18 protein-coding genes are annotated in these 17,718 nt (G+C 66.4%); 14 read left to right on the plus strand and 4 right to left on the minus strand.

Features of this window, described 5'->3' with window-relative positions:
* The first annotated feature begins 573 nt into the window (after window positions 1-573).
* The 6 genes from rsmD to ACM0O9_RS16890 all read left to right on the plus strand — a co-directional run bounded on the left by rsmD (window position 574) and on the right by ACM0O9_RS16890 (window position 5,386).
* A complete protein-coding gene (gene rsmD / locus ACM0O9_RS16865; RefSeq protein ID WP_005416144.1) occupies window positions 574-1,152 on the plus strand; it encodes a 16S rRNA (guanine(966)-N(2))-methyltransferase RsmD in 579 nt (192 codons plus the stop codon).
* Between the two features lie 26 nt (window positions 1,153-1,178).
* Window positions 1,179-1,688, plus strand: coding sequence for a pantetheine-phosphate adenylyltransferase (gene coaD / locus ACM0O9_RS16870; protein ID WP_005416145.1), 510 nt, complete (start codon window positions 1,179-1,181; stop codon window positions 1,686-1,688).
* Window positions 1,689-1,747: 59 nt separating this feature from the next.
* Window positions 1,748-2,239, plus strand: a complete 492-nt coding sequence (locus ACM0O9_RS16875) for a hypothetical protein (protein ID WP_004153167.1) — start codon at window positions 1,748-1,750, stop codon at window positions 2,237-2,239.
* 132 nt (window positions 2,240-2,371) lie between these two features.
* Entirely contained in the window at window positions 2,372-2,653 is a 282-nt protein-coding gene (locus ACM0O9_RS16880) for a YfhL family 4Fe-4S dicluster ferredoxin (RefSeq protein WP_004153175.1), read from the plus strand.
* Complete coding sequence (ggt, locus tag ACM0O9_RS16885; RefSeq protein ID WP_065195834.1) at window positions 2,650-4,380, plus strand: gamma-glutamyltransferase; 1,731 nt, start codon at window positions 2,650-2,652, stop codon at window positions 4,378-4,380. The genes ACM0O9_RS16880 and ggt overlap by 4 nt, the downstream gene beginning before the upstream one ends.
* A gap of 118 nt (window positions 4,381-4,498) precedes the next feature.
* Window positions 4,499-5,386 carry an MBL fold metallo-hydrolase gene (locus ACM0O9_RS16890; RefSeq protein ID WP_005416147.1) on the plus strand — a complete coding sequence of 296 codons (888 nt, stop codon included), beginning with the start codon at window positions 4,499-4,501 and terminating at the stop codon, window positions 5,384-5,386.
* 41 nt (window positions 5,387-5,427) lie between these two features.
* On the opposite strand, the gene ACM0O9_RS16895 is transcribed toward ACM0O9_RS16890, so the two are convergent.
* Both ACM0O9_RS16895 and upp read right to left on the minus strand, forming a co-directional pair.
* Window positions 5,428-5,721, minus strand: coding sequence for a PsiF family protein (locus ACM0O9_RS16895; RefSeq protein WP_164093349.1), 294 nt, complete (start codon window positions 5,719-5,721; stop codon window positions 5,428-5,430).
* 186 nt (window positions 5,722-5,907) lie between these two features.
* Window positions 5,908-6,540 (minus strand): uracil phosphoribosyltransferase, encoded by a 633-nt coding sequence (gene upp, locus ACM0O9_RS16900; RefSeq protein WP_005416149.1) that lies wholly within the window; start codon window positions 6,538-6,540, stop codon window positions 5,908-5,910.
* 217 nt (window positions 6,541-6,757) lie between these two features.
* Here upp and ACM0O9_RS16905 point away from each other — a divergent pair, with 217 nt between their 5' ends.
* Genes ACM0O9_RS16905 through ACM0O9_RS16920 form a run of 4 tightly spaced genes read left to right on the plus strand, consistent with a single transcriptional unit; the run spans window position 6,758 to window position 12,375 of the window.
* Complete coding sequence (locus ACM0O9_RS16905) at window positions 6,758-9,271, plus strand: TonB-dependent receptor (RefSeq protein WP_265329347.1); 2,514 nt, start codon at window positions 6,758-6,760, stop codon at window positions 9,269-9,271.
* Window positions 9,271-10,386, plus strand: coding sequence for a phytase (locus ACM0O9_RS16910; RefSeq protein WP_414604060.1), 1,116 nt, complete (start codon window positions 9,271-9,273; stop codon window positions 10,384-10,386). Before ACM0O9_RS16905 ends, ACM0O9_RS16910 begins: the two co-directional genes overlap by 1 nt.
* A gap of 14 nt (window positions 10,387-10,400) precedes the next feature.
* A complete protein-coding gene (locus ACM0O9_RS16915) occupies window positions 10,401-11,750 on the plus strand; it encodes a purple acid phosphatase family protein (protein ID WP_231109038.1) in 1,350 nt (449 codons plus the stop codon).
* 10 nt (window positions 11,751-11,760) lie between these two features.
* On the plus strand, window positions 11,761-12,375 hold the full coding sequence (locus ACM0O9_RS16920; protein WP_065179491.1) for an inorganic diphosphatase: 615 nt from the start codon (window positions 11,761-11,763) through the stop codon (window positions 12,373-12,375).
* 19 nt (window positions 12,376-12,394) lie between these two features.
* Here ACM0O9_RS16920 and ACM0O9_RS16925 read toward each other — a convergent pair whose 3' ends face one another.
* Window positions 12,395-12,979, minus strand: a complete 585-nt coding sequence (locus ACM0O9_RS16925; RefSeq protein ID WP_065179490.1) for a hypothetical protein — start codon at window positions 12,977-12,979, stop codon at window positions 12,395-12,397.
* 109 nt (window positions 12,980-13,088) lie between these two features.
* Here ACM0O9_RS16925 and ACM0O9_RS16930 point away from each other — a divergent pair, with 109 nt between their 5' ends.
* Window positions 13,089-14,504, plus strand: a complete 1,416-nt coding sequence (locus ACM0O9_RS16930) for a cryptochrome/photolyase family protein (protein ID WP_414604061.1) — start codon at window positions 13,089-13,091, stop codon at window positions 14,502-14,504.
* A gap of 139 nt (window positions 14,505-14,643) precedes the next feature.
* Window positions 14,644-15,339 carry a YiaD family glycine zipper/OmpA-like lipoprotein gene (locus tag ACM0O9_RS16935; protein ID WP_005416156.1) on the plus strand — a complete coding sequence of 232 codons (696 nt, stop codon included), beginning with the start codon at window positions 14,644-14,646 and terminating at the stop codon, window positions 15,337-15,339.
* A 202-nt stretch (window positions 15,340-15,541) separates the two neighbouring features.
* On the opposite strand, the gene ACM0O9_RS16940 is transcribed toward ACM0O9_RS16935, so the two are convergent.
* On the minus strand, window positions 15,542-16,573 hold the full coding sequence (locus tag ACM0O9_RS16940) for a LysR family transcriptional regulator (RefSeq protein ID WP_005416157.1): 1,032 nt from the start codon (window positions 16,571-16,573) through the stop codon (window positions 15,542-15,544).
* 147 nt (window positions 16,574-16,720) lie between these two features.
* Between ACM0O9_RS16940 and ACM0O9_RS16945 the strand changes: the two genes are divergently transcribed.
* The gene (locus ACM0O9_RS16945) at window positions 16,721-16,948 is read left to right on the plus strand and encodes a hypothetical protein (protein ID WP_049414419.1); all 228 of its coding nucleotides are present in this window, start codon (window positions 16,721-16,723) and stop codon (window positions 16,946-16,948) included.
* Window positions 16,945-17,715, plus strand: a complete 771-nt coding sequence (locus tag ACM0O9_RS16950; protein ID WP_414604062.1) for an SDR family NAD(P)-dependent oxidoreductase — start codon at window positions 16,945-16,947, stop codon at window positions 17,713-17,715. Before ACM0O9_RS16945 ends, ACM0O9_RS16950 begins: the two co-directional genes overlap by 4 nt.
* The last annotated feature ends 3 nt before the right edge of the window (window positions 17,716-17,718 follow it).

Genomic DNA, 17,718 nt, shown 5'->3' on the forward strand with positions numbered 1-17,718 from the left:
CGCCAGCGCGTGCGGCCTCGCCAAGGGGTAGGGGTGATTGTCCCGAAATCAAGGGGTTGTTCGGCCGGGCTGCGCCCGGCACCCGCAGAGGCCAGAGCAACAGCCGAAGCAACAGCGGGCTATCCGTGGGATGGCGGGGCGGTGTCGGATTGCGGGGACGCCGTGAACCCGTCCTTGGGGGCTTGGCCGCGGCATCCATGCCGCGGACACCGCGCAATCCGACACCGCCCCGCCTTCGATAGTTGGCCGGCGGCCAGTAGATCCACGCCATGCGTGGATGGAATCTCTCAGATATCGAAATCCAAACCAGGGTCAGATCCGTTTTCCGCAGGAAAACGGATCTGACCCCGCCTGTATGTCGAGCATCGGATCGCGTCTGGGGTAGAGCCGCCTGAGTCAGGGGGCGGCCGCGAAGCGGCGGGGGTATGGAAGCTGGTAAGTGGGGCCCGCGTTTCGCGCAGCGAAGCGTGGGAGCGACAGCGCGCATGCGTTGGCGCGTCCCCGGCCGCGGCCCGGCCGAACTACAATCCCACTCATGCTGAAATTCTTGAATACCTCCCGCCGGGGACGCCAATGAGCGGCCGTGGGGGCAACGACGGCCAGGTCCGCATCATCGGCGGTCGCTGGCGCAATACCCGCTTGCCGGTGCCGACCCTGCCGGGGCTTCGGCCCAGCAGCGACCGTGTGCGCGAGACCCTGTTCAACTGGCTGATGCCCAAGCTGGGCGGGGCCCGCGTCCTGGACCTGTTCGCAGGCAGCGGCGCATTGGGGCTGGAAGCCGTCTCGCGCGGTGCCGCCCACGCCACCCTGGTCGAGCGCGATGCGCAGCTGGGACGCAACCTGACCGCCGCCGTGGCCAAGCTGCAGGCCAGCGACCAGATCAGCGTCGTGCAGGCAGATGCCCTGCGCTGGCTGCAGGGTGCGCAGGCGCAGCAGGCCGATCTGGTGTTCATCGACCCGCCATTCGCCGATGGCCTGTGGCAGGACGTGCTGGCCCAGCTGCCGCGGCACCTGGCCGCCGATGCCTGGCTGTACCTGGAATCGCCGGCCGGCCACGTGCCGGTGCTGCCGCAGGGCTGGCTGCTGCACCGCGAGGGCGGCACCCGTGAGGTGCGCTTTGCCCTGTACCGCCGTGCCACTGCTACACTTTGACCTCATCTGAACATCTGCTACCGCCCATGACCGTGGCCAACCGCCGCATTGCCGTCTATCCCGGCACGTTCGACCCGATCACCAACGGTCACATCGACCTTGTGAGCCGGGCCGCGCCGCTGTTCGAAAAGGTCGTGGTCGGCGTGGCGCAGAGCCCGTCGAAGGGCCCGGCGCTGCCGCTGGAACAGCGCGTGCAGCTGGCGCGTGGCGCCCTGGCCCACCATGGCAATGTCGAAGTCATCGGCTTCGATACCCTGCTGGCCCATTTCGTACGTTCGGTCCAGGGCGGGGTGCTGCTGCGCGGCCTGCGCGCGGTGTCCGACTTCGAGTACGAGTTCCAGATGGCCAGCATGAACCGCCACCTGATCCCCGAGGTCGAGACCCTGTTCCTGACCCCGGCCGAGCAGCACAGCTTCATTTCGTCCTCGCTGGTCCGCGAGATCGCGCGCCTGGGCGGCGACGTGTCCGGTTTCGTGCCGGCCGCGGTGCTCGAAGCCCTGCGCAAGGTCCGCGAAGCGAAGGCGGCACAGTCGTAAGCCCGCCGTACCTGCACCCCATTACGTACAACACCACGCACCATTCCGGGAGGAAATCCATGAACACCACCATGCGCGCGATGCTGATCGCTTCGTTGGCCCTGGCCTTCACCGCCTGCAAGAAGGAAGAGGCCGCTCCGGTCGACGAGGCCAAGCAGGCCCTGGTCGCTCCGTCCAAGGACGACGATGCCGGCTGGAAGAAGTACCTGCAGGAAGTGGCGATCCAGAACATGGGCAACATCACCAACAGCCCGTTCCTGTATTACCTCTCCCCGGAATCGGACCCGGACTTCCAGGCCAAGTACGAGCGCCAGACCGAGAGCGCGACCCAGGCCGTGGCCCGTGGCGTGCAGCCGGGCAACATGCTGGCCTTTGGTTCGTCGGCCTCGGGCAAGATGGCTGACATGATCCAGGCCGTGTTCAAGGACGTGTCGCCGGATTCGATGAAGGGCGTGCGCGTCGTCTTCATCGGCCAGTCGGCCGACAACGCCCGCGTGCAGGCTGCGATCCAGCCGACCGGTGCCGAGTACATTTTCGTCGAAGCCAAGTAATACCGAGCCATGGCGGCCATGCTCCGGCATGGCCCGGGCGGCGTCCTGCCAGGGCGCCGCTGATGACCTGACCGGCCCGCGCGCCCGCGCTGGCCGGTCCTTTGTCCCAAGGCGCGGGCGAGGAGTATCGCCATGTCGCTGAAAATCAACGAGCTCTGCGTCAACTGCGACGTCTGCGAGCCGGCCTGCCCGAACCAGGCCATTGCGATGGGTGAAACCATCTACGTGATCGACCCTGCGCGCTGCACCGAATGCGTGGGTCATTTCGACGAGCCACAGTGCGTGGTCGTCTGCCCGGTCGAGTGCATCGACCCGGATCCGGAGATCGTGGAAACGGAAGACCAGCTGCTGGCCAAGCTGCGCCAGCTGCAGCACGATCACCCCGAACTCTATGCGGAGCCCCCATCCGAATGAAGACGCTGATCGTCCGCCCCCTGTTGCTGCTCGGCCTGCTGCTGAGCCCGATGGCCTGGGCCGACAGCCCGGCCCGTGCCGAGCGCCCCGACGGCGCAGCCATTGCCAGCGGCCACGCGCTGGCCACCCAGGCCGGTATCGATATCCTGGCGCAGGGCGGCAACGCCTTCGACGCTGCGGTGGCGGTCTCGTCCACGCTGGCGGTGGTCGAGCCGATCAGTTCCGGACTCGGCGGCGGCGGCTTCTTCCTTCTGCACGACGCGGCCACCGGCAAGGACGTGATGCTGGATGCACGCGAGACCGCACCGGCGGCGGCCACGCCGCAGGCCTTCCTCGACAAGCAGGGCAACCTGGACCGCGACCGCTCGGTCAACGGTGCGTGGTCGGCGGGTATTCCCGGCCTGCCTGCGGCGCTGGTCGAACTGTCGGCCAAGCACGGCAAGCTGCCGCTGTCTGCATCGCTGCAGCCGGCGATCCGCATCGCGCGCGAAGGCTTCCCGGTGTACGACCGCATGGCCAAGGGCTATGCGTCGCGCCGTGAAGTGATGGAGCGCTATCCCGGCACGCGTGAAGTCTATCTGCGCAACGGCAAGCCGATCGCCAGCGGTGACCTGTTCAGGCAGCCGGAGCTGGCGCAGACGCTGGAGCGCCTGGCCGCAGGTGGCTTCGATGGCTTCTACAAGGGCCAGACCGGAAAGCTGCTGCTGGCCGGCGTCAAGCAGGCCGGCGGCAAGTGGACCGCTGAAGAGCTGGCCGGCTACCGCGTGAAGCAGCGCGAGCCGATCGTGTTCAACTACAACGGCTGGAAGATCACCACCGCGCCGCCGCCGTCGTCGGGTGGCATCGCGCTGGCCAGCATGCTGCAGATCCTGGAAGGCTGGGACATCAGGAAGATGGACCCGGCGCACCGCACCCACCTGGTGGTGGAGTCGATGCGCCGTGCCTACCGCGACCGTACGTTCTTCCTCGGCGATCCGGACTTCGTGCAGATCCCGCAGAAGGTGCTGACCAGCAAGGACTACGCACAGGGCCTGCGCGCGACCATCCATCCGGAGAAGGCCACGCCCAGCGACCTGCTGTCGGGCAATCCGACGCCGCTGGAAGACGACGAGACCACGCACTTCTCGATCATCGACCGCGACGGCAACCGCGTCGGCGCCACCCAGACCGTCAACCTGCTGTACGGCTCGGGGCTCATTCCCAAGGGCACCGGCGTGCTGCTGAACAACGAGATGGACGATTTCGCGCTGAAGCCGGGTACGCCCAATGCCTTCGGCGTGATGGGCTACGAGGCCAATGCGCCGAAGCCGGGCAAGCGCATGCTCAGCTCGATGACGCCGACCTTCATGGAAAACAGCGACAAGGTGATCGTGCTGGGCACGCCGGGTGGCAGCCGCATCATCACCATGGTGCTGCTGGGCATCCTCGGCTACGACGCCGGCCTGGACGCGCAGCAGGTTGCCGCGCTGCCGCGCTACCACCACCAGTGGCTGCCGGATCTGATCGAAGCCGAGGACGATGCGTTCGACGCGGCGACGGTGAAGCAGCTGCAGGCGATGGGCCACAGGATCGACCTGCCGGGCAATGTCGCCGCCGGCGGTCGCGGTTCCAGCCACGTGTGGGGCAACCTGCAGACCGTGGAATGGGACCGCAAGGCGAACAAGCTGTTCGGCGGCAGCGACCCGCGCAATCCGGTGGGCAGTGCCCAGGTCGTGCCGGCCCACTGATGTGGCGGTGCCGGCCACTGGCCGGCAATCTGGCAGATCACCAGGACCCCGCCAACCGGCGGGGTTTCCTGTTTCCTTTCTAGCGATTATTTAACAGTCCGGCGCCGATAATCGACGCATGAAACTCTGGTCTATTCGTGGAAACTCGCAGCGCCTGGACGGCGGCGCGATGTTCGGCAACGCGCCGCGTGCGTTGTGGGAAAAATGGGCGGCTCCGGACGAGCTCAATCGCATCGAGCTGGCCTGCCGTGCGCTGCTTGCCAGTCCGCTGGAAGGCAAGACAGTACTGTTTGAAACCGGTATCGGTGCGTTCTTCGACCCGCGCATGCGCGAGCGTTATGGCGTGCAGGAAAGCCAGCACGTGCTGATCGATTCACTGCGCGAAGCGGGTTTCGAGCACGAGGACATCGACGTGGTGGTGCTCAGCCACCTGCACTTCGATCATGCCGGTGGCCTGCTTGCCGCATGGAGCGAAGGGCGTGAGCCCGAACTGCTGTTCCCCAACGCAACCTATGTGGTTGGTGCGCAGCATTGGCAGCGCGCCGTGCGGCCACACCCGCGCGATCGGGCCAGTTTCATTCCTGAGCTGCCCGGCCTGCTGCAGGCCAGTGGCCGCCTGGAAGTAGTGGAGGGGGAGTACTCGAAGGCGCTCGGCCGCAGCGTGCGCTTCAGCTACAGCGATGGGCATACGCCGGGGCTGATGCTGGCCGAGATCGTTGGCCACGCGCATGCCGGTGAAGATGCGCATGGTGGCGTGGTGTTCTGTGCCGACCTCATCCCAGGTCGTTCATGGGTGCACGTGCCGATCACCATGGGCTATGACCGCAATGCCGAATTGCTGATCGACGAGAAACGGCAGTTCCTTGAAGACAAGCTGGCGCGCAACGTGCGGCTGTTCTTCACCCACGACCCGCAGGTGGCGCTGGCGCAGCTGGGCCGTGATGACAAGGGACGTTTCGTGACCCTGCACGAACAGGGCGAGCTGAAGGCGCGCGCCCTGGGTTAATGGCAGAGCCGAGCGTGGGCTCGGCTCCACATCACTCGTCGTTACGACGCCTTCAGGCAGCTGCTCATGAAGGTCTTGCGCGCATCGCCGGCCAGCTTCTTCGCGCCTGCGTCAGCGTTGCATTTGCGCATGCGTTCCTGCTGCGTATTGACCAGCTTGGTTTCGGCGGCATGACCGCTGAGGCAGGAGCTCTGCGCGGTCTTGTAGGCATCCCCCTTCAAGCCCTTGTTCTTGGCCGAGCATTCGGCCATGCGCTGCTGCTGCGGGGTGGTGGCATTGGCAGTCAGGGGCAGGCCGACCAGCAGGACAGCGGCCAGCAGGAAAGAGGCTTTCATCGGGAGCTCCAAGCGGTGGCGGGTGCGCGGAGCATTCGCTTCCGACCGGTAAGGCCACGTGAAGAATCACGCGTCGGCCACACCCGCGTCCACGGGCGTTCACGTGACGCGGCGAAGCGGGCCGGCGAACGGTTGTCGGGTCAGAGCCCTCTCCTGCGGAGAGGGATCCGACCACGGTTCGCCGGATCAGCCGACGCGGGTGCCGAAGATGCGGTCACCCGCGTCGCCCAGTCCGGGCAGGATGTAGCCCTTGTCGTTGAGCTGGGCATCGATGGCCGCAGTGTAGATTTCCACGTCCGGATGCACGGCCTTCACTGCTTCGATGCCTTCGGGCGCGGCCACCAGGAAGATGCCCTTGATGCGACGGGCGCCGGCGCGCTTGAGCATGTCGATGGTGGCGATCAGCGTGCCGCCGGTGGCCAGCATCGGGTCGAGGATCAGTGCGTCGCGCTCTTCCAGGCGGCCGGTCAGGCGCTCGAAGTAGGGTACCGGCTGCAGGGTTTCTTCATCGCGCTGCAGGCCGACCACGCTGACACGGGCGGCCGGAATCAGCGACAGCACGCCGCTGAGCATGCCCAGGCCGGCACGCAGGATCGGCACCACGGTGATCTTGGCGCCGGCGATGCGCTGCACCGTCACCGGGCCGGCCCAGCCGGCCAGGGTGTGCGGCTCGGTATCCAGGTCGGCGGTGGCCTCGTAGGCCAGCAGCGTACCCAGCTCGTTGGCCAGTTCGCGGAAATCCTTGGTGCTGAGCGCAGCGTTGCGCATCAGGCCGATCTTGTGCTGCACCAGCGGGTGGCGCACTTCGACGATCTTCATGGTCGGGAAGGGGAATAGGGAGAGAGGCCGCCATTTTGCCGGATTGGCGGGGCGAAGCCCAAACCGGGCCCGGGGCCGCTGTACATGAAATGTGCAGGGGCATGTCACGGCCATGCAACCTTGCGGACATACCGTGCAGACCCATTCTTAACAGGAATGGGGATTCCCAGTGCATATCAAGACTCCGTTGGCCGTTGCCATCACCCTGACCCTGGCGATGGGGGCTGCCGCCCCGCTGCAGGCCGCCGGGCAGCAGGCGGTAGCCGCCACCGGCGCCGTGGCGGCCGACGCGGTCGACCTGGACCGTATCGAGGTGCGCGCCCAGCTCGAATCGCAGGTCCGCGCGGTCGACCTCAAGCGCGGCAGCGACGCCATCGAAGACGCGGTGTCCTCCGATGCCCTGGGCCAGTACCCGGACAAGAACGTGGCCGAGTCGCTGCAGCGCCTGCCGGGCATCAGCGTGACCCGTGACCAGGGCGAGGGCCGTTTCGTGGTCATCCGTGGCCTGGACGCCAATCTCAACAGCGTCAGCGTGGATGGCATCGCCGTGGGCACGCCGGAGGATTCCAGCCGTGCCGCGCCGCTGGACGTGATCCCGTCCGATTCCACCGAACGCCTGCGCGTGGTGAAGTCGCCGACCCCGGACATGCCCGGTGATGCCATCGGCGGTGCCGTGCTGGTGGAATCGGCCTCGGCCTTCGACCGCGACGGTCGCAGCCTGCGTGGCAAGATCGAGGGCAGCCACCAGCAGCTGTCCGGCGAGACCAGCCCGAAGGCGGCCTTCAACTACAGCGAAGTGTTCAACGACACCTTCGGCGTGGCGCTGGGCGTGAACTACCAGAAGCGCCGGTTCGAGTCGGACAACACCGAAGTGGAGTACGACGGCGAGGACGATGCCGCCCCCGGTGACGTGACCGCGATCAACCTGCAGCACCGCAAGTACGAGATCGAGCGCAAGCGCATCGGCGCCAACCTCAACCTCGACTGGCGGCCGGACGAAGACAGCAGGTACTACCTGCGCACGCTGTACAGCCAGTTCGACGATGCGGAGACCCGCCAGCGCGTGATCTTCAACTTCGACGACGCGAAGATGGTCAAGACCGGCACCGACCAGTACCGCCTGGATGGCATGCCGAAGGACTCGATCGACAAGCGCATGCGCTACCGCACCAAGAAGGAAAACACCTTCGCGGCCAGCCTGGGCGGCGAGAACAAGTTGACCAACGCCGTGGTTGATTACCGGATCGGCTACACCCGTACCGAAGAGCGCGTGAACGACGAGATGGAGGCGCGTTTCAAGCTCAACGGCAAGGCGTTCAACGGCAGCCTGGACCAGAGCAGCCGGCTGCCCAGCTACAGCTTCGACAACCCGCAGTGGCTGGACAACAGCAATTACGCGTTCGACCGCTTCGTGCTATCGCCCAAGCAGGTGAACGACAAGGAGCACAGCGCGCAGGTCAACGTGCGCTTCGACGGCGACAGCAGCAGCATCAAGTTCGGTCTGCTGGGCCGCTGGCGCGACCGCGACGTGAATGTGGATGAGCGCGAACTGCGCGTCGGCCCGAAGGTGGCGCTGGCGGGCTGGACCACCTCCTCGCCCGAACATCGCCACGGCAACTTCGGCGACGGCATGGATTCGGCGGCGATGCGTGCCTTCTGGGCGGCCAATGGCAGCCAGTACAGCGCCCGCCCGCAGGACGTCGGCGGCAATGCGATGACGTCGCTGGAAGAGGATTACGTGGCCAGCGAAGACATCTTCGCCAGCTACGCCATGGGTACCTGGGACGTGGGCGCGCTGCGCCTCATCGGCGGCGTGCGCGTGGAGAACACCCGCTTCAAGGCGATCGGCAACCAGGTGGACGTGGCCGCCAACGGCCGCAGCTTCACCGTCACCCCGCGCGTGGCCAACAGCAGCTACACCAACGTGCTGCCGGGCCTGCACCTGCGCTATGACGCGGCTGATGACTGGGTGCTGCGCGCCTCGGCCAACAAGACCGTATCGCGCCCGTCCTTCGGCGACGTCTCGCCGCGCGTGGGTTACAGCCGTGGTGACGAGGAAGTGCGCCTGGGTAACCCGGAACTGGATCCGTACGAGTCGAAGAACATCGACCTGTCGGTGGAGAAGTACATCGGCAGCAGCGGCATCGTTTCGCTGGGCCTGTTCCACAAGTCGATCGATGGCTACATCGTCGAAACCGTGCGCACCAATGATCCGGCCTACGGTGGATTCGATGTGACGCAGCCGATCAATGGTCGCAAGGCCACCGTGCGTGGTGCGGAGTTCAACTGGCAGCAGCAGCTGGCCTTCCTGCCGGACGGCCTGGATGGCCTGCTGGTCGGCGCCAGTGGCACCTGGCTGGATACGAAGTTCGATGCCGGCATCAAGGACCGTGCGGGCGAGGACTTCACGCTGCCGCGCGCTTCCAAGCATGTCTACAGCGCACACATCGGCTATGAAAAGTACGGTGTAAGCACGCGCCTGGCGGCCGTGTACCGCAGCGAGTACCTGGACAGCATCGGCAAGGGGCGCGCATTCGACATCTACGTGGCACCCAACACCCAGCTCGATTTCTCGCTTGACTACAAGTTCACCCCGCGCGTGAGCGTGTACTTCGAGGCGCAGAACCTGCTGGACAAGCCGTTGGAGCTGTACCAGGGCACCCGTTCGCGCACCCTGCAGCTGGAAGAGTACGGCCGCACCTATGCGCTGGGCCTGAAGGTGGCGCTGTGATGGGGCGTGGCGTCACTGTCCTGGCCGCCGCGCTGGCGGCTACGCTGGTCGCCGGCTGCACGCCGGCCACCGGCAACGATCCGGTTGCGGGAGCGGCCTCGCCGGCCGCCAGTGGCGAGCGCAAGGTAGCCACCATCGCCGAAGCGTTCCTGTCACCGATGACCCCGGCCGACAACATCGACTCGCCGGCGGCCTGGCGCGCGCCGGACGGCGTACTGTGGCTGATCGCCACTGCCAAGGCCACCGACAAGCTGGTGGTCTACGACGGCAGCACCGGCCAGCACCTGCGTGACGTCGGCAGCAGCGGCACCGCACCGGGGCAGTTCGACCGCCCAAACGGCATCGCGGTGACCGACGACCTGCTGTGGATCGTGGAGCGCGACAATCACCGCGTGCAGGTACTGCGCCTGCCGGACTTCGCGCCGCTGGCGACGTTCGCGGCGGACGACCTGCGCAAGCCTTACGGGCTGTGGGTCGACCGCCGTGCCGATGGCTACAGCGTCTACGTCACCGACTCCTGGGACAACGGCGAGGATGCACAGGGGCGCGACATCCTGCCGCCGCTGGCCGAGCTGGACAAGCGCGTGCGCCAGTATCACGTGACCCGCAATGGTGAGAAGGTCGACGCGAAGCTGGTGGCCAGCATCGGCGATACCACCGAGACTGGTGCGCTGCGCGTGGTCGAGTCGATCTGGGGCGATCCCGAGAACGACCGCCTGCTGATCGCCGAAGAGGACGAGAGCTACGCCAGCGAGTTCAAGGTCTACACCCTCGCGGGCCGCTTCACCGGCACCACCTTCGGCCGCGACGTGTTCAAGGCACAGGCCGAAGGCGTGGCCCTGTGCACCTGCGGCAAGGATGGCTGGTGGATCACCACCGAACAGGGCAAGCAGCGCAGCGTGTTCCATCTGTTCGACCGGCACACGCTGAAGCCGGTCGGCGCGTTCCAGGGCAATACCGTGGCCAACACCGATGGCATCTGGATGATGCAGCAAGCCAGCACGCGCTTCCCGCACGGTGCGCTTTATGCCGTGCATGACGACCAGGGCGTGGTAGCGTTCGACTGGGAGAGCATCGCCAAGCAACTGGCGTTGCCGCTGGAGTGTGGCGCATGAGCCGGCAGCGCGTGATGCGCACGTTGGCCCTGGGTCTGCTGCTGGCGCTGCCGTCGCTGTCGTTCGCGGCGGCCGAACCGAATACCCAGGTGCCGGCAGGTAGCCGCCACTACGCAGCGACGACGGTGCCGGACCGCATCGTCGCCTCGCCGGTGGCCGATTCCAGCCATGGGTTCGCAGTGGCCTGGCGCACCGATGGCAGCGTGCAGGCGCCGCTGCTGGAGATCGCAATGGCCGCAGATTCGCCGGCCATCGAAGGCATCCGCCAGGTTCGTGCGACGACCCGCGCGCTGCAGACCGAGAACGGCCTGTCGCACCACCATCGTGCAGATATCGATGGCCTGCAGCCGGATACCCAGTACGTCTACCGTGTGCAGGGCAACGGCAGTTGGAGTGCATGGAACCAGCTGCGCACGCTGGCTGCCGCCGACCAGCCGCTGACCCTGCTGTACTTCGGCGATACCCAGAACAAGAACGTCAGCCATGTCAGCCGCGTGGTGCGTGCCGCGCAGAAGGCCGCACCGCAGGCACGCATGAGCCTGTTTGCCGGCGACCTGGTCAGCGGCGGCGACAACATGGATGACAGCGAGTGGGGCGAATGGTTTGCCGCCGTCGGCTGGCTGGCGCAGGAAATGCTGGTGGCGCCGGCCATAGGCAATCACGAGTACTTCGAGGAATTCGAGGACACCCCGCAGGAGCGCCGGGTGCTGGGCCGCCACTGGCCGGTCACGTTCGCGTTGCCGGGCAATGGTGCCAGCGCTGCGCAGCAGAGCAGCTACTGGTTCGATGCGCAGGGCGTGCGCGTGGCGGTGGTCGATGGCACTTCGGCACTCGACCTTGGCACCGCCAAGGCACAGGCGCAATGGCTGGACAAGGTGCTGACCGGCAATCCGCAGCCGTGGACCATCGTGTTGCTGCACCAGCCGTTCTACTCGCCGCGCGAAGGGCGCGAGAACGCCGCGCTGCGTGAGGTGCTGTTGCCGGTGGTACGCCGCCACAACGTCGATCTGGTGCTGCAGGGCCACGACCACACCTATGGCCGCCGTGGCGAGGGGCAGGCCGCAACGCCGCAGTACGTGGTAACCGTGGCGGGGCCGAAGCAGTACCGTCTCTCCGACGAGGCACGAAAGACGATGGATCCGGTGGCCGAAGACACCCAGTTGTTCCAGGTGTTGAACATCGACCCGCAGCGCCTGCGCTATGAAGCACGCACCGTGACCGGCCGTCTCTACGATGCCTTCGAACTGCGCCGCGATGCCAAGGGGGGGAAACAGCGCATGGAGCTGACCGAAGGCCGCATCGCACCGCGCGACTGCCCGCGTGCGCAGACCGCCAAGGGTCGCGCCGATCGCTGCTGGGAATGAGGAGATCCAGATGAAAACCGTACGCCGTCTTGTCCCCATGGCTGCCATCGGCGGGGCCCTGCTCCTGCTCGCGACAGCGGTGACCGCTGCCGATACCGTGCTGCATCCGTTCCTGGTGGCCCAACCAAGGGAAGCCCCGCGGGAGGTGAATCTGGCGGTGGAGATTCCCGCCGGCAGCGTGACCAAGTACGAGATCAAGGAAGACGGCCTGGTGCATGTGGACCGCTTCCAGTCGATGCCGGTCGCCTATCCGGCCAACTACGGTTCGATGCCGCGCACGTTGGCTGGCGACAACGATCCGCTGGACGCGCTGGTGCTGACCCGTGAACCCCTGCATCCGGGCGTGATCGTACGCTTCCGGCCGATCGGCTACCTGAAGATGATCGACGGCGGCGAGCACGACGAGAAGATCATCGGCGTGCCGACCGACAAGGTTGACCCGACCTACGCCAACATCCGCGACCTGGCCGATCTGCCGGAGATCGAAAGAGAGCGCATCGAAGCGTTCTTCCGGGTCTACAAGGACCTGCCGGCCGGGCGCAACCCGGTGCAGCTCAACGGTTGGGGCAACGCCGCCGAGGCGCGGGCGCTGATCAGCGAAGCGATGAAGCGCTTCGAAAGGTAGATCCGCGCCATGCGTGGATTCAGTCCAGCAACGTCTCGATGAACGATTCGGCCTGCAGGCGGTCGCCCAGTACCCGGGCCACCACCTGTACGGCTGCGTCCTGGTGTTCAGGGCGGATGCCGCCATCGTCATCGTCGTTGTAGAGGTCATCGCCGGCGTCGAGGTACACCGTGCCTGCTGCAGCCAGAGCTGCCATCAGGGTCGGCACGTCGGCAGTCATTTCGACGGCATCCAGCAGGCCGGCACCGTGATGGCTGAACAGCACACGGCCGTCGTCCAGATCGAGGATGAGCGGATCAGCGCTGCGATCGGCAATCACCAGCCAGTTCGAGGGCCAGTCGTTGATCCGTTCGCCGCTGATGCCATGCCATCGATAGCCGGCCTGATGGCTCCACAGGCGTTGCAGCGGCGGTATCCAGACATCAAGGCCGGGAACGGTGATGCCGGCGGTGCCTACCCGGGCATTGATCACTTCGCCCAGCGGCCCGACCTGCGCGTAGAAGCGTGCCAGTACCGGGGGCAGCGGGAACGGGCCCTGCCAGTCGCTCTCGTGCTGGGCATGCAGCAGCCCGAAGCGGGCGAATGAGGCGTGAAGATCATCCATGTCAGAGTCCATCGGGCAGCGGCCGTGCAGCCTAGCAGACGGCGTCTGCGCGCATCGCCTTCACCACCGCTGGCTATCATGTGCGCCTTCCACAACGAAGGCGGTGCATGTGTCGGTAGCGTTGGTATGGTTCCGCCGTGATCTGCGGCTGCAGGACAATCCGGCCCTGCAGGCCGCGCTGGACGCCGGTCACCATGTGGTGCCGGTGTACATCCACGCGCCGCACGAGGAAGGCGAATGGGCGCCCGGCGCGGCGTCCGATGCCTGGCGTCATCGCTCACTGGCCGCACTGGATGCCGACCTGCGCGCGCGCGGCTCGTCGCTGGTGCTGCGCAGTGGTGACAGCCTGCCGGCCCTGCAGTTGCTGATCGAGCAGACCGGTGCCGAGGCGGTGTACTGGAACCGCAAGTACGAGCCGGCCACCCAGCCTCGCGACGCTACCATCAAGCGCACGCTGCGCGAGCAGGGCGTCGACGCGCAGAGCTGCAATGGCAGCCTGTTGTTCGAGCCCTGGGACATCGCCACCCAGCAGGGACAGCCGTACAAGGTGTTCACGCCGTACTGGCGCAACGTGCTCAGTCATTGGCGCCTGCCGGCACTGCAGGCCGCACCGGAGGCACTGACGCCGCACGCGGTCGGCAGCCTCGCACTTGATGATCTCCAGCTTGCACCGACGCTGGATTGGGATACCGGCTTCTGGGAGTACTGGCAGCCGGGTGAAGCCGGTGCGCTGGAGGCGCTGTCGGTGTTCGAGGACGGCGCCTTGCGCGGTTACCGCGAGCAGCGAGACCTGCCCGACCGCGTGGGCACCTCGCGGATGTCGCCGCACCTGCATTTCGGTGAGATCGCACCGTGGCGCATCGCGCATGCGCTGGAAAGACTGCGCAGTGCCGGCACCGATGCCGACATCGACGGCTATCTGCGGCAACTGGGCTGGCGTGATTTCGCCTACCACCTGTTGCATCACTTTCCGAAGACGCCCACGGACAACCTCAATCCGCGTTTTGACCGCTTCCCCTGGGCGGCACCGACTGCAGCGCAACTGCACGACTGGCAGCGCGGCAACACCGGCGTGCCGATCGTTGATGCCGGACTGCGCGAGCTGTGGCACACCGGCTACATGCATAACCGGGTGCGGATGATCGTGGCCAGCTACCTGTGCAAGCACCTTCGCGCGCACTGGCTGCATGGCGCGCGCTGGTTCTGGGACACCCTGGTCGATGCCGATCTGGCCAACAACACGATGGGCTGGCAATGGGTGGCCGGGACCGGCGCCGATGCCGCGCCGTACTTCCGGGTGTTCAACCCGGTCACCCAGGCCGAGAAGTTCGATCCGCAGGCCCGCTACATCAGCCGCTGGGTGCCCGAGCTGGCGGCACTGCCGGTGAAGGCGCGGTTTGCGCCGTGGCAGCATCCCCTGCTCCTGGCAGCACACGCGCCTGACTATCCACGCACGCCGATGGTGGACCTGGCTGAGGGCCGCGACGCTGCGCTGGCGGCATACCGCCAGTCGGGGGCGGGGTAAAGGGTGACCCGAGCGATCCGGTCAGTTAGCTGAACGCGGCCCTGTCGGCGCACCGGATCATCATCCCGACATCGCATTCGGCTGTTTATCCTCTCTGCGCCCGCAAGCCGCCGGCCGACCGGAAACCAAGGAGAACCTCATGATCCGCAACACCACCCGCAACGTCGCACTGGCCCTGATGAGTGCGGCCGTCCTGTCGGCCTGCGCCACCGGCGGCTCCTATGTGCAGAGTGACCAGTACGGCAACCCGACCGAACAGCAGAACCGGACCGGCCGCAACGCGCTGATCGGTACGGCCATCGGCGTGGCGGCCGGCCTGCTGACCGGCGACAGTGCTACCGAGCGGCGCCAGCACGCGCTGATCGGTGCCGGTATCGGCGCACTCAGCGGTGCCGCCGTCGGCCAGTACCAGGATCGCCAGGAACGTGCACTGCGCGAGCGCACCGCCAACACCGGCATCGATGTGCAGCGACAGGGCGACAACATCATGCTGAACCTGCCGGACGGCATCACCTTCGACTTCGGCAAGGCGACCCTGAAGCCGCAGTTCTATGGCTCGCTCAACGGCGTGGCCGGTACGCTGCGTGAGTACAACCAGACCATGATCGAGGTGGTTGGCCACACCGACAGCATCGGCAGCGACGCGGTCAACAACCGCCTGTCGAAGGAACGCGCCGACTCGGTCGCGCAGTACCTGATCGGCCAGGGCGTGCAGAGCGTGCGTATCGAAACCCTGGGCGCCGGCAAGGCTTACCCGATTGCCGACAACAGCACCGATGCCGGCCGCGCCAAGAACCGCCGCGTCGAGATTCGGGTGATTCCGCTCAAGCAGTAACGCGTAGCGTTACTGCTTGAGCCGGTCCGGCCATCGGCCGGAACGAAAATGCCGCCCTTGCAGGCGGCATTTTTGTGGGTGCCGAGCGTTGCTCGGCACGCCGACAGCGCATGCAGAGTCGAGCCGGGCTCGACTCCCTCTGCAAGCCATGCCGACCAAGGTCGGCATCTACCAAGAGATGGATAAGCGCTCTTGTTGCAGGTTACGCCGCCGAGGCGGCCACCTTCTCCAGTATCCGCTTGCCACTGCTTTCCAGCGCGGCATCTTCCTGTGCCTTCTGCTGCTGTGCCAGCTTCGCGCCGGGGCACTGCGCCAGCATGTAGTTGGCATCGAAGTTGAGCTTCTCGACCAGGAAGTCGACAAACGCACGCACCTTCGGCGAGACCAAGCGGCCGCCGGCGAACACGGCATTGAAGTCCACTTCCGGGCCGGTCCAGCCGGCCAGCACGCGGCGCACCATGCCCGATTCGACGAACGGCTTGGCCATCACATCACCGGTCAGCAGCAGGCCTTCGCCACAGACCAATGCACCATTCAACGCAGACATGTCGTTGGCGGTCATCAGCGGGGTGACCGGGAAATCGCGCAGCTCGCCGCCGTTCTCGCCCAGCTGCCAGGTGAAGCGCGGCGAATTGCCGGTGTGGTACGGCTTGCGCATTGCCAGGATGCGATGGAACTGCAGCTCTTCCGGATGCAGCGGTTCGCCATAGCGCTCAATGTAGGCCGGACTGGCGAACACCTGCGTGCGCAGGCTGCCCAGCTTGCGCGCGACCAGATTGGAATCGGGCAGGGCACCCACGCGCAGCGCCAGGTCCGCTTCACCGGCGATCAGGTCCAGCTTCTCGTTACCCATGTGCATGTCCAGGCGGATCTCTGGATACTGCGCATGGAACTGGCCCAGCAGCGGCGCAATCCAGGTGATGCCGATCGAGTAGGGCACAGTGAAGCGCAGCCAGCCGCGCGGGCCGGACTGCAGCTGGCTCACCGCGCTTTCGGCCTCTTCAAGCTCGCGTGCGATGCGCTGGCAATGTTCGTGATAGATCGAACCGGCTTCGGTCAGGCCGAGGCGGCGCGTGGTCCGGTGCAGCAGGCGCGCGCCCAGGCGCGTTTCCAGCTCCTGCACTTTGCGGCTGACCGTGGTCTTGGGCAGGCCGAGCGATTTGGCAGCGGCAATGAAGCTGCCTTGCTCGACCACTTTGACGAAGATCAGCGTCTCGTTGAGATCGTGGGACATGGTCGGGGATCCTGGACGTCGGGGATGGGACAATCGTGACAGAACGATTGGACCGGGAGCGGGATGATTATTCCCCTTAATCAGGACTAATCAAGTAAAGGTTTGAGGTCTATGGTGGCGCCATTCGTTAATTGGAGCCCGTCCGCCATGAGCCTGCGCAACATTCTTGCTCGACTCCGGAACGCCGGCCAGAACACCCTGGACCTGGCGATGACCGTCGAAGCCCGTCCGAGTTCCTTGGTACACAAGGACTTTCGTGAGTTTACCGCGCCCATGCGTCAGCAGCGTGGCGGTGCCATCCGCCTGGTCCCGCACAAGGGCGACCGCCTGCGTCGAATTGGGACTATCCCGGATTTGGGAGGAAATGTCCCGTGAATGGGATACTGACGCCCGAAGTCCTGGTCCTTGGCGGTACCGGTGCCGTCGGCCAGGGCGTGGTCGGCGCGTTGCTGGAAGCCGGCAGCCCGGTGCTGGTGGTTGGCCGCGATCCCGGCCGGCTGGCCGCGCTGCACGAGCAGTTCGCGGATGAGCCCGGACTGGAGACGCTGCTGGGTTCGCTCAGCGATGACGGCTCGGCACGCGCGTTGGCCGAGCGCATCGCGCAGCGCCCGCGTCCGTTGGCCGCCGTGATCGCGGCCATGGGTGGCCCCTACCGTCGCGGCCGGGTGATCGACCGCAACGGCGATGAGCTGCTGGGCGCGATGCAGGCCGACCTGATGCCGCACGTGCACGCCGTGCGCCACCTGCTGCCGCTGCTGCAGGACAACGTGCATGCGCGCCGCTACGTGATGATCGGCAGCCCGGCCAACGCCAAGCCCTGGGCGGGCTACGGCGAGACCTCGATCACCACCGCCGCACTGCGCATGTACGCGCAGGTGGCGCACCAGGAAGCGCAGGCGCTGGGCGTGCGCGCGCAGATGCTGGAAGTCTGCAGCCCGGTGTGTACCCCGGCCAACGCGGCCAATGCCTGCATCGAGTGGCCCAGCTCGCTGCTGGTCGGTCGTCGTGTGGTCTCCCTGCTTGATGGGTGCCGCGACAACCGCGCCATCGTCCGCTGCGACAGCAGCGATGCCGAATTGCCGCGTGGCCTGCTGCACCTGGAAGTTCCTCCGCTTTGGCGCGACACCGCAGGCATCGCTTGACCT

Origin of the sequence: Stenotrophomonas sp. FR012 (assembly GCF_047520565.2) — a bacterium.
GTDB lineage: Bacteria > Pseudomonadota > Gammaproteobacteria > Xanthomonadales > Xanthomonadaceae > Stenotrophomonas > Stenotrophomonas sepilia.

Excerpts from the sequence above, each read along its gene's own strand:
- ACM0O9_RS16935 (WP_005416156.1), top strand. The coding sequence starts at position 14,644 with ATGATCCGCAACACCACCCGCAACGTCGCACTGGCCCTGATGAGTGCG.
- ACM0O9_RS16925 (WP_065179490.1), bottom strand. The coding sequence starts at position 12,979 with ATGGATGATCTTCACGCCTCATTCGCCCGCTTCGGGCTGCTGCATGCC.
- ACM0O9_RS16895 (WP_164093349.1), bottom strand. The coding sequence starts at position 5,721 with ATGAAAGCCTCTTTCCTGCTGGCCGCTGTCCTGCTGGTCGGCCTGCCC.
- ACM0O9_RS16945 (WP_049414419.1), top strand. The coding sequence starts at position 16,721 with ATGAGCCTGCGCAACATTCTTGCTCGACTCCGGAACGCCGGCCAGAAC.
- ggt (WP_065195834.1), top strand. The coding sequence starts at position 2,650 with ATGAAGACGCTGATCGTCCGCCCCCTGTTGCTGCTCGGCCTGCTGCTG.
- upp (WP_005416149.1), bottom strand. The coding sequence starts at position 6,540 with ATGAAGATCGTCGAAGTGCGCCACCCGCTGGTGCAGCACAAGATCGGC.
- ACM0O9_RS16890 (WP_005416147.1), top strand. The coding sequence starts at position 4,499 with ATGAAACTCTGGTCTATTCGTGGAAACTCGCAGCGCCTGGACGGCGGC.
- ACM0O9_RS16880 (WP_004153175.1), top strand. The coding sequence starts at position 2,372 with ATGTCGCTGAAAATCAACGAGCTCTGCGTCAACTGCGACGTCTGCGAG.
- ACM0O9_RS16915 (WP_231109038.1), top strand. The coding sequence starts at position 10,401 with ATGCGCACGTTGGCCCTGGGTCTGCTGCTGGCGCTGCCGTCGCTGTCG.
- ACM0O9_RS16940 (WP_005416157.1), bottom strand. The coding sequence starts at position 16,573 with ATGTCCCACGATCTCAACGAGACGCTGATCTTCGTCAAAGTGGTCGAG.
- rsmD (WP_005416144.1), top strand. The coding sequence starts at position 574 with ATGAGCGGCCGTGGGGGCAACGACGGCCAGGTCCGCATCATCGGCGGT.
- ACM0O9_RS16910 (WP_414604060.1), top strand. The coding sequence starts at position 9,271 with ATGGGGCGTGGCGTCACTGTCCTGGCCGCCGCGCTGGCGGCTACGCTG.
- ACM0O9_RS16905 (WP_265329347.1), top strand. The coding sequence starts at position 6,758 with ATGGGGGCTGCCGCCCCGCTGCAGGCCGCCGGGCAGCAGGCGGTAGCC.
- coaD (WP_005416145.1), top strand. The coding sequence starts at position 1,179 with ATGACCGTGGCCAACCGCCGCATTGCCGTCTATCCCGGCACGTTCGAC.
- ACM0O9_RS16920 (WP_065179491.1), top strand. The coding sequence starts at position 11,761 with ATGAAAACCGTACGCCGTCTTGTCCCCATGGCTGCCATCGGCGGGGCC.
- ACM0O9_RS16875 (WP_004153167.1), top strand. The coding sequence starts at position 1,748 with ATGAACACCACCATGCGCGCGATGCTGATCGCTTCGTTGGCCCTGGCC.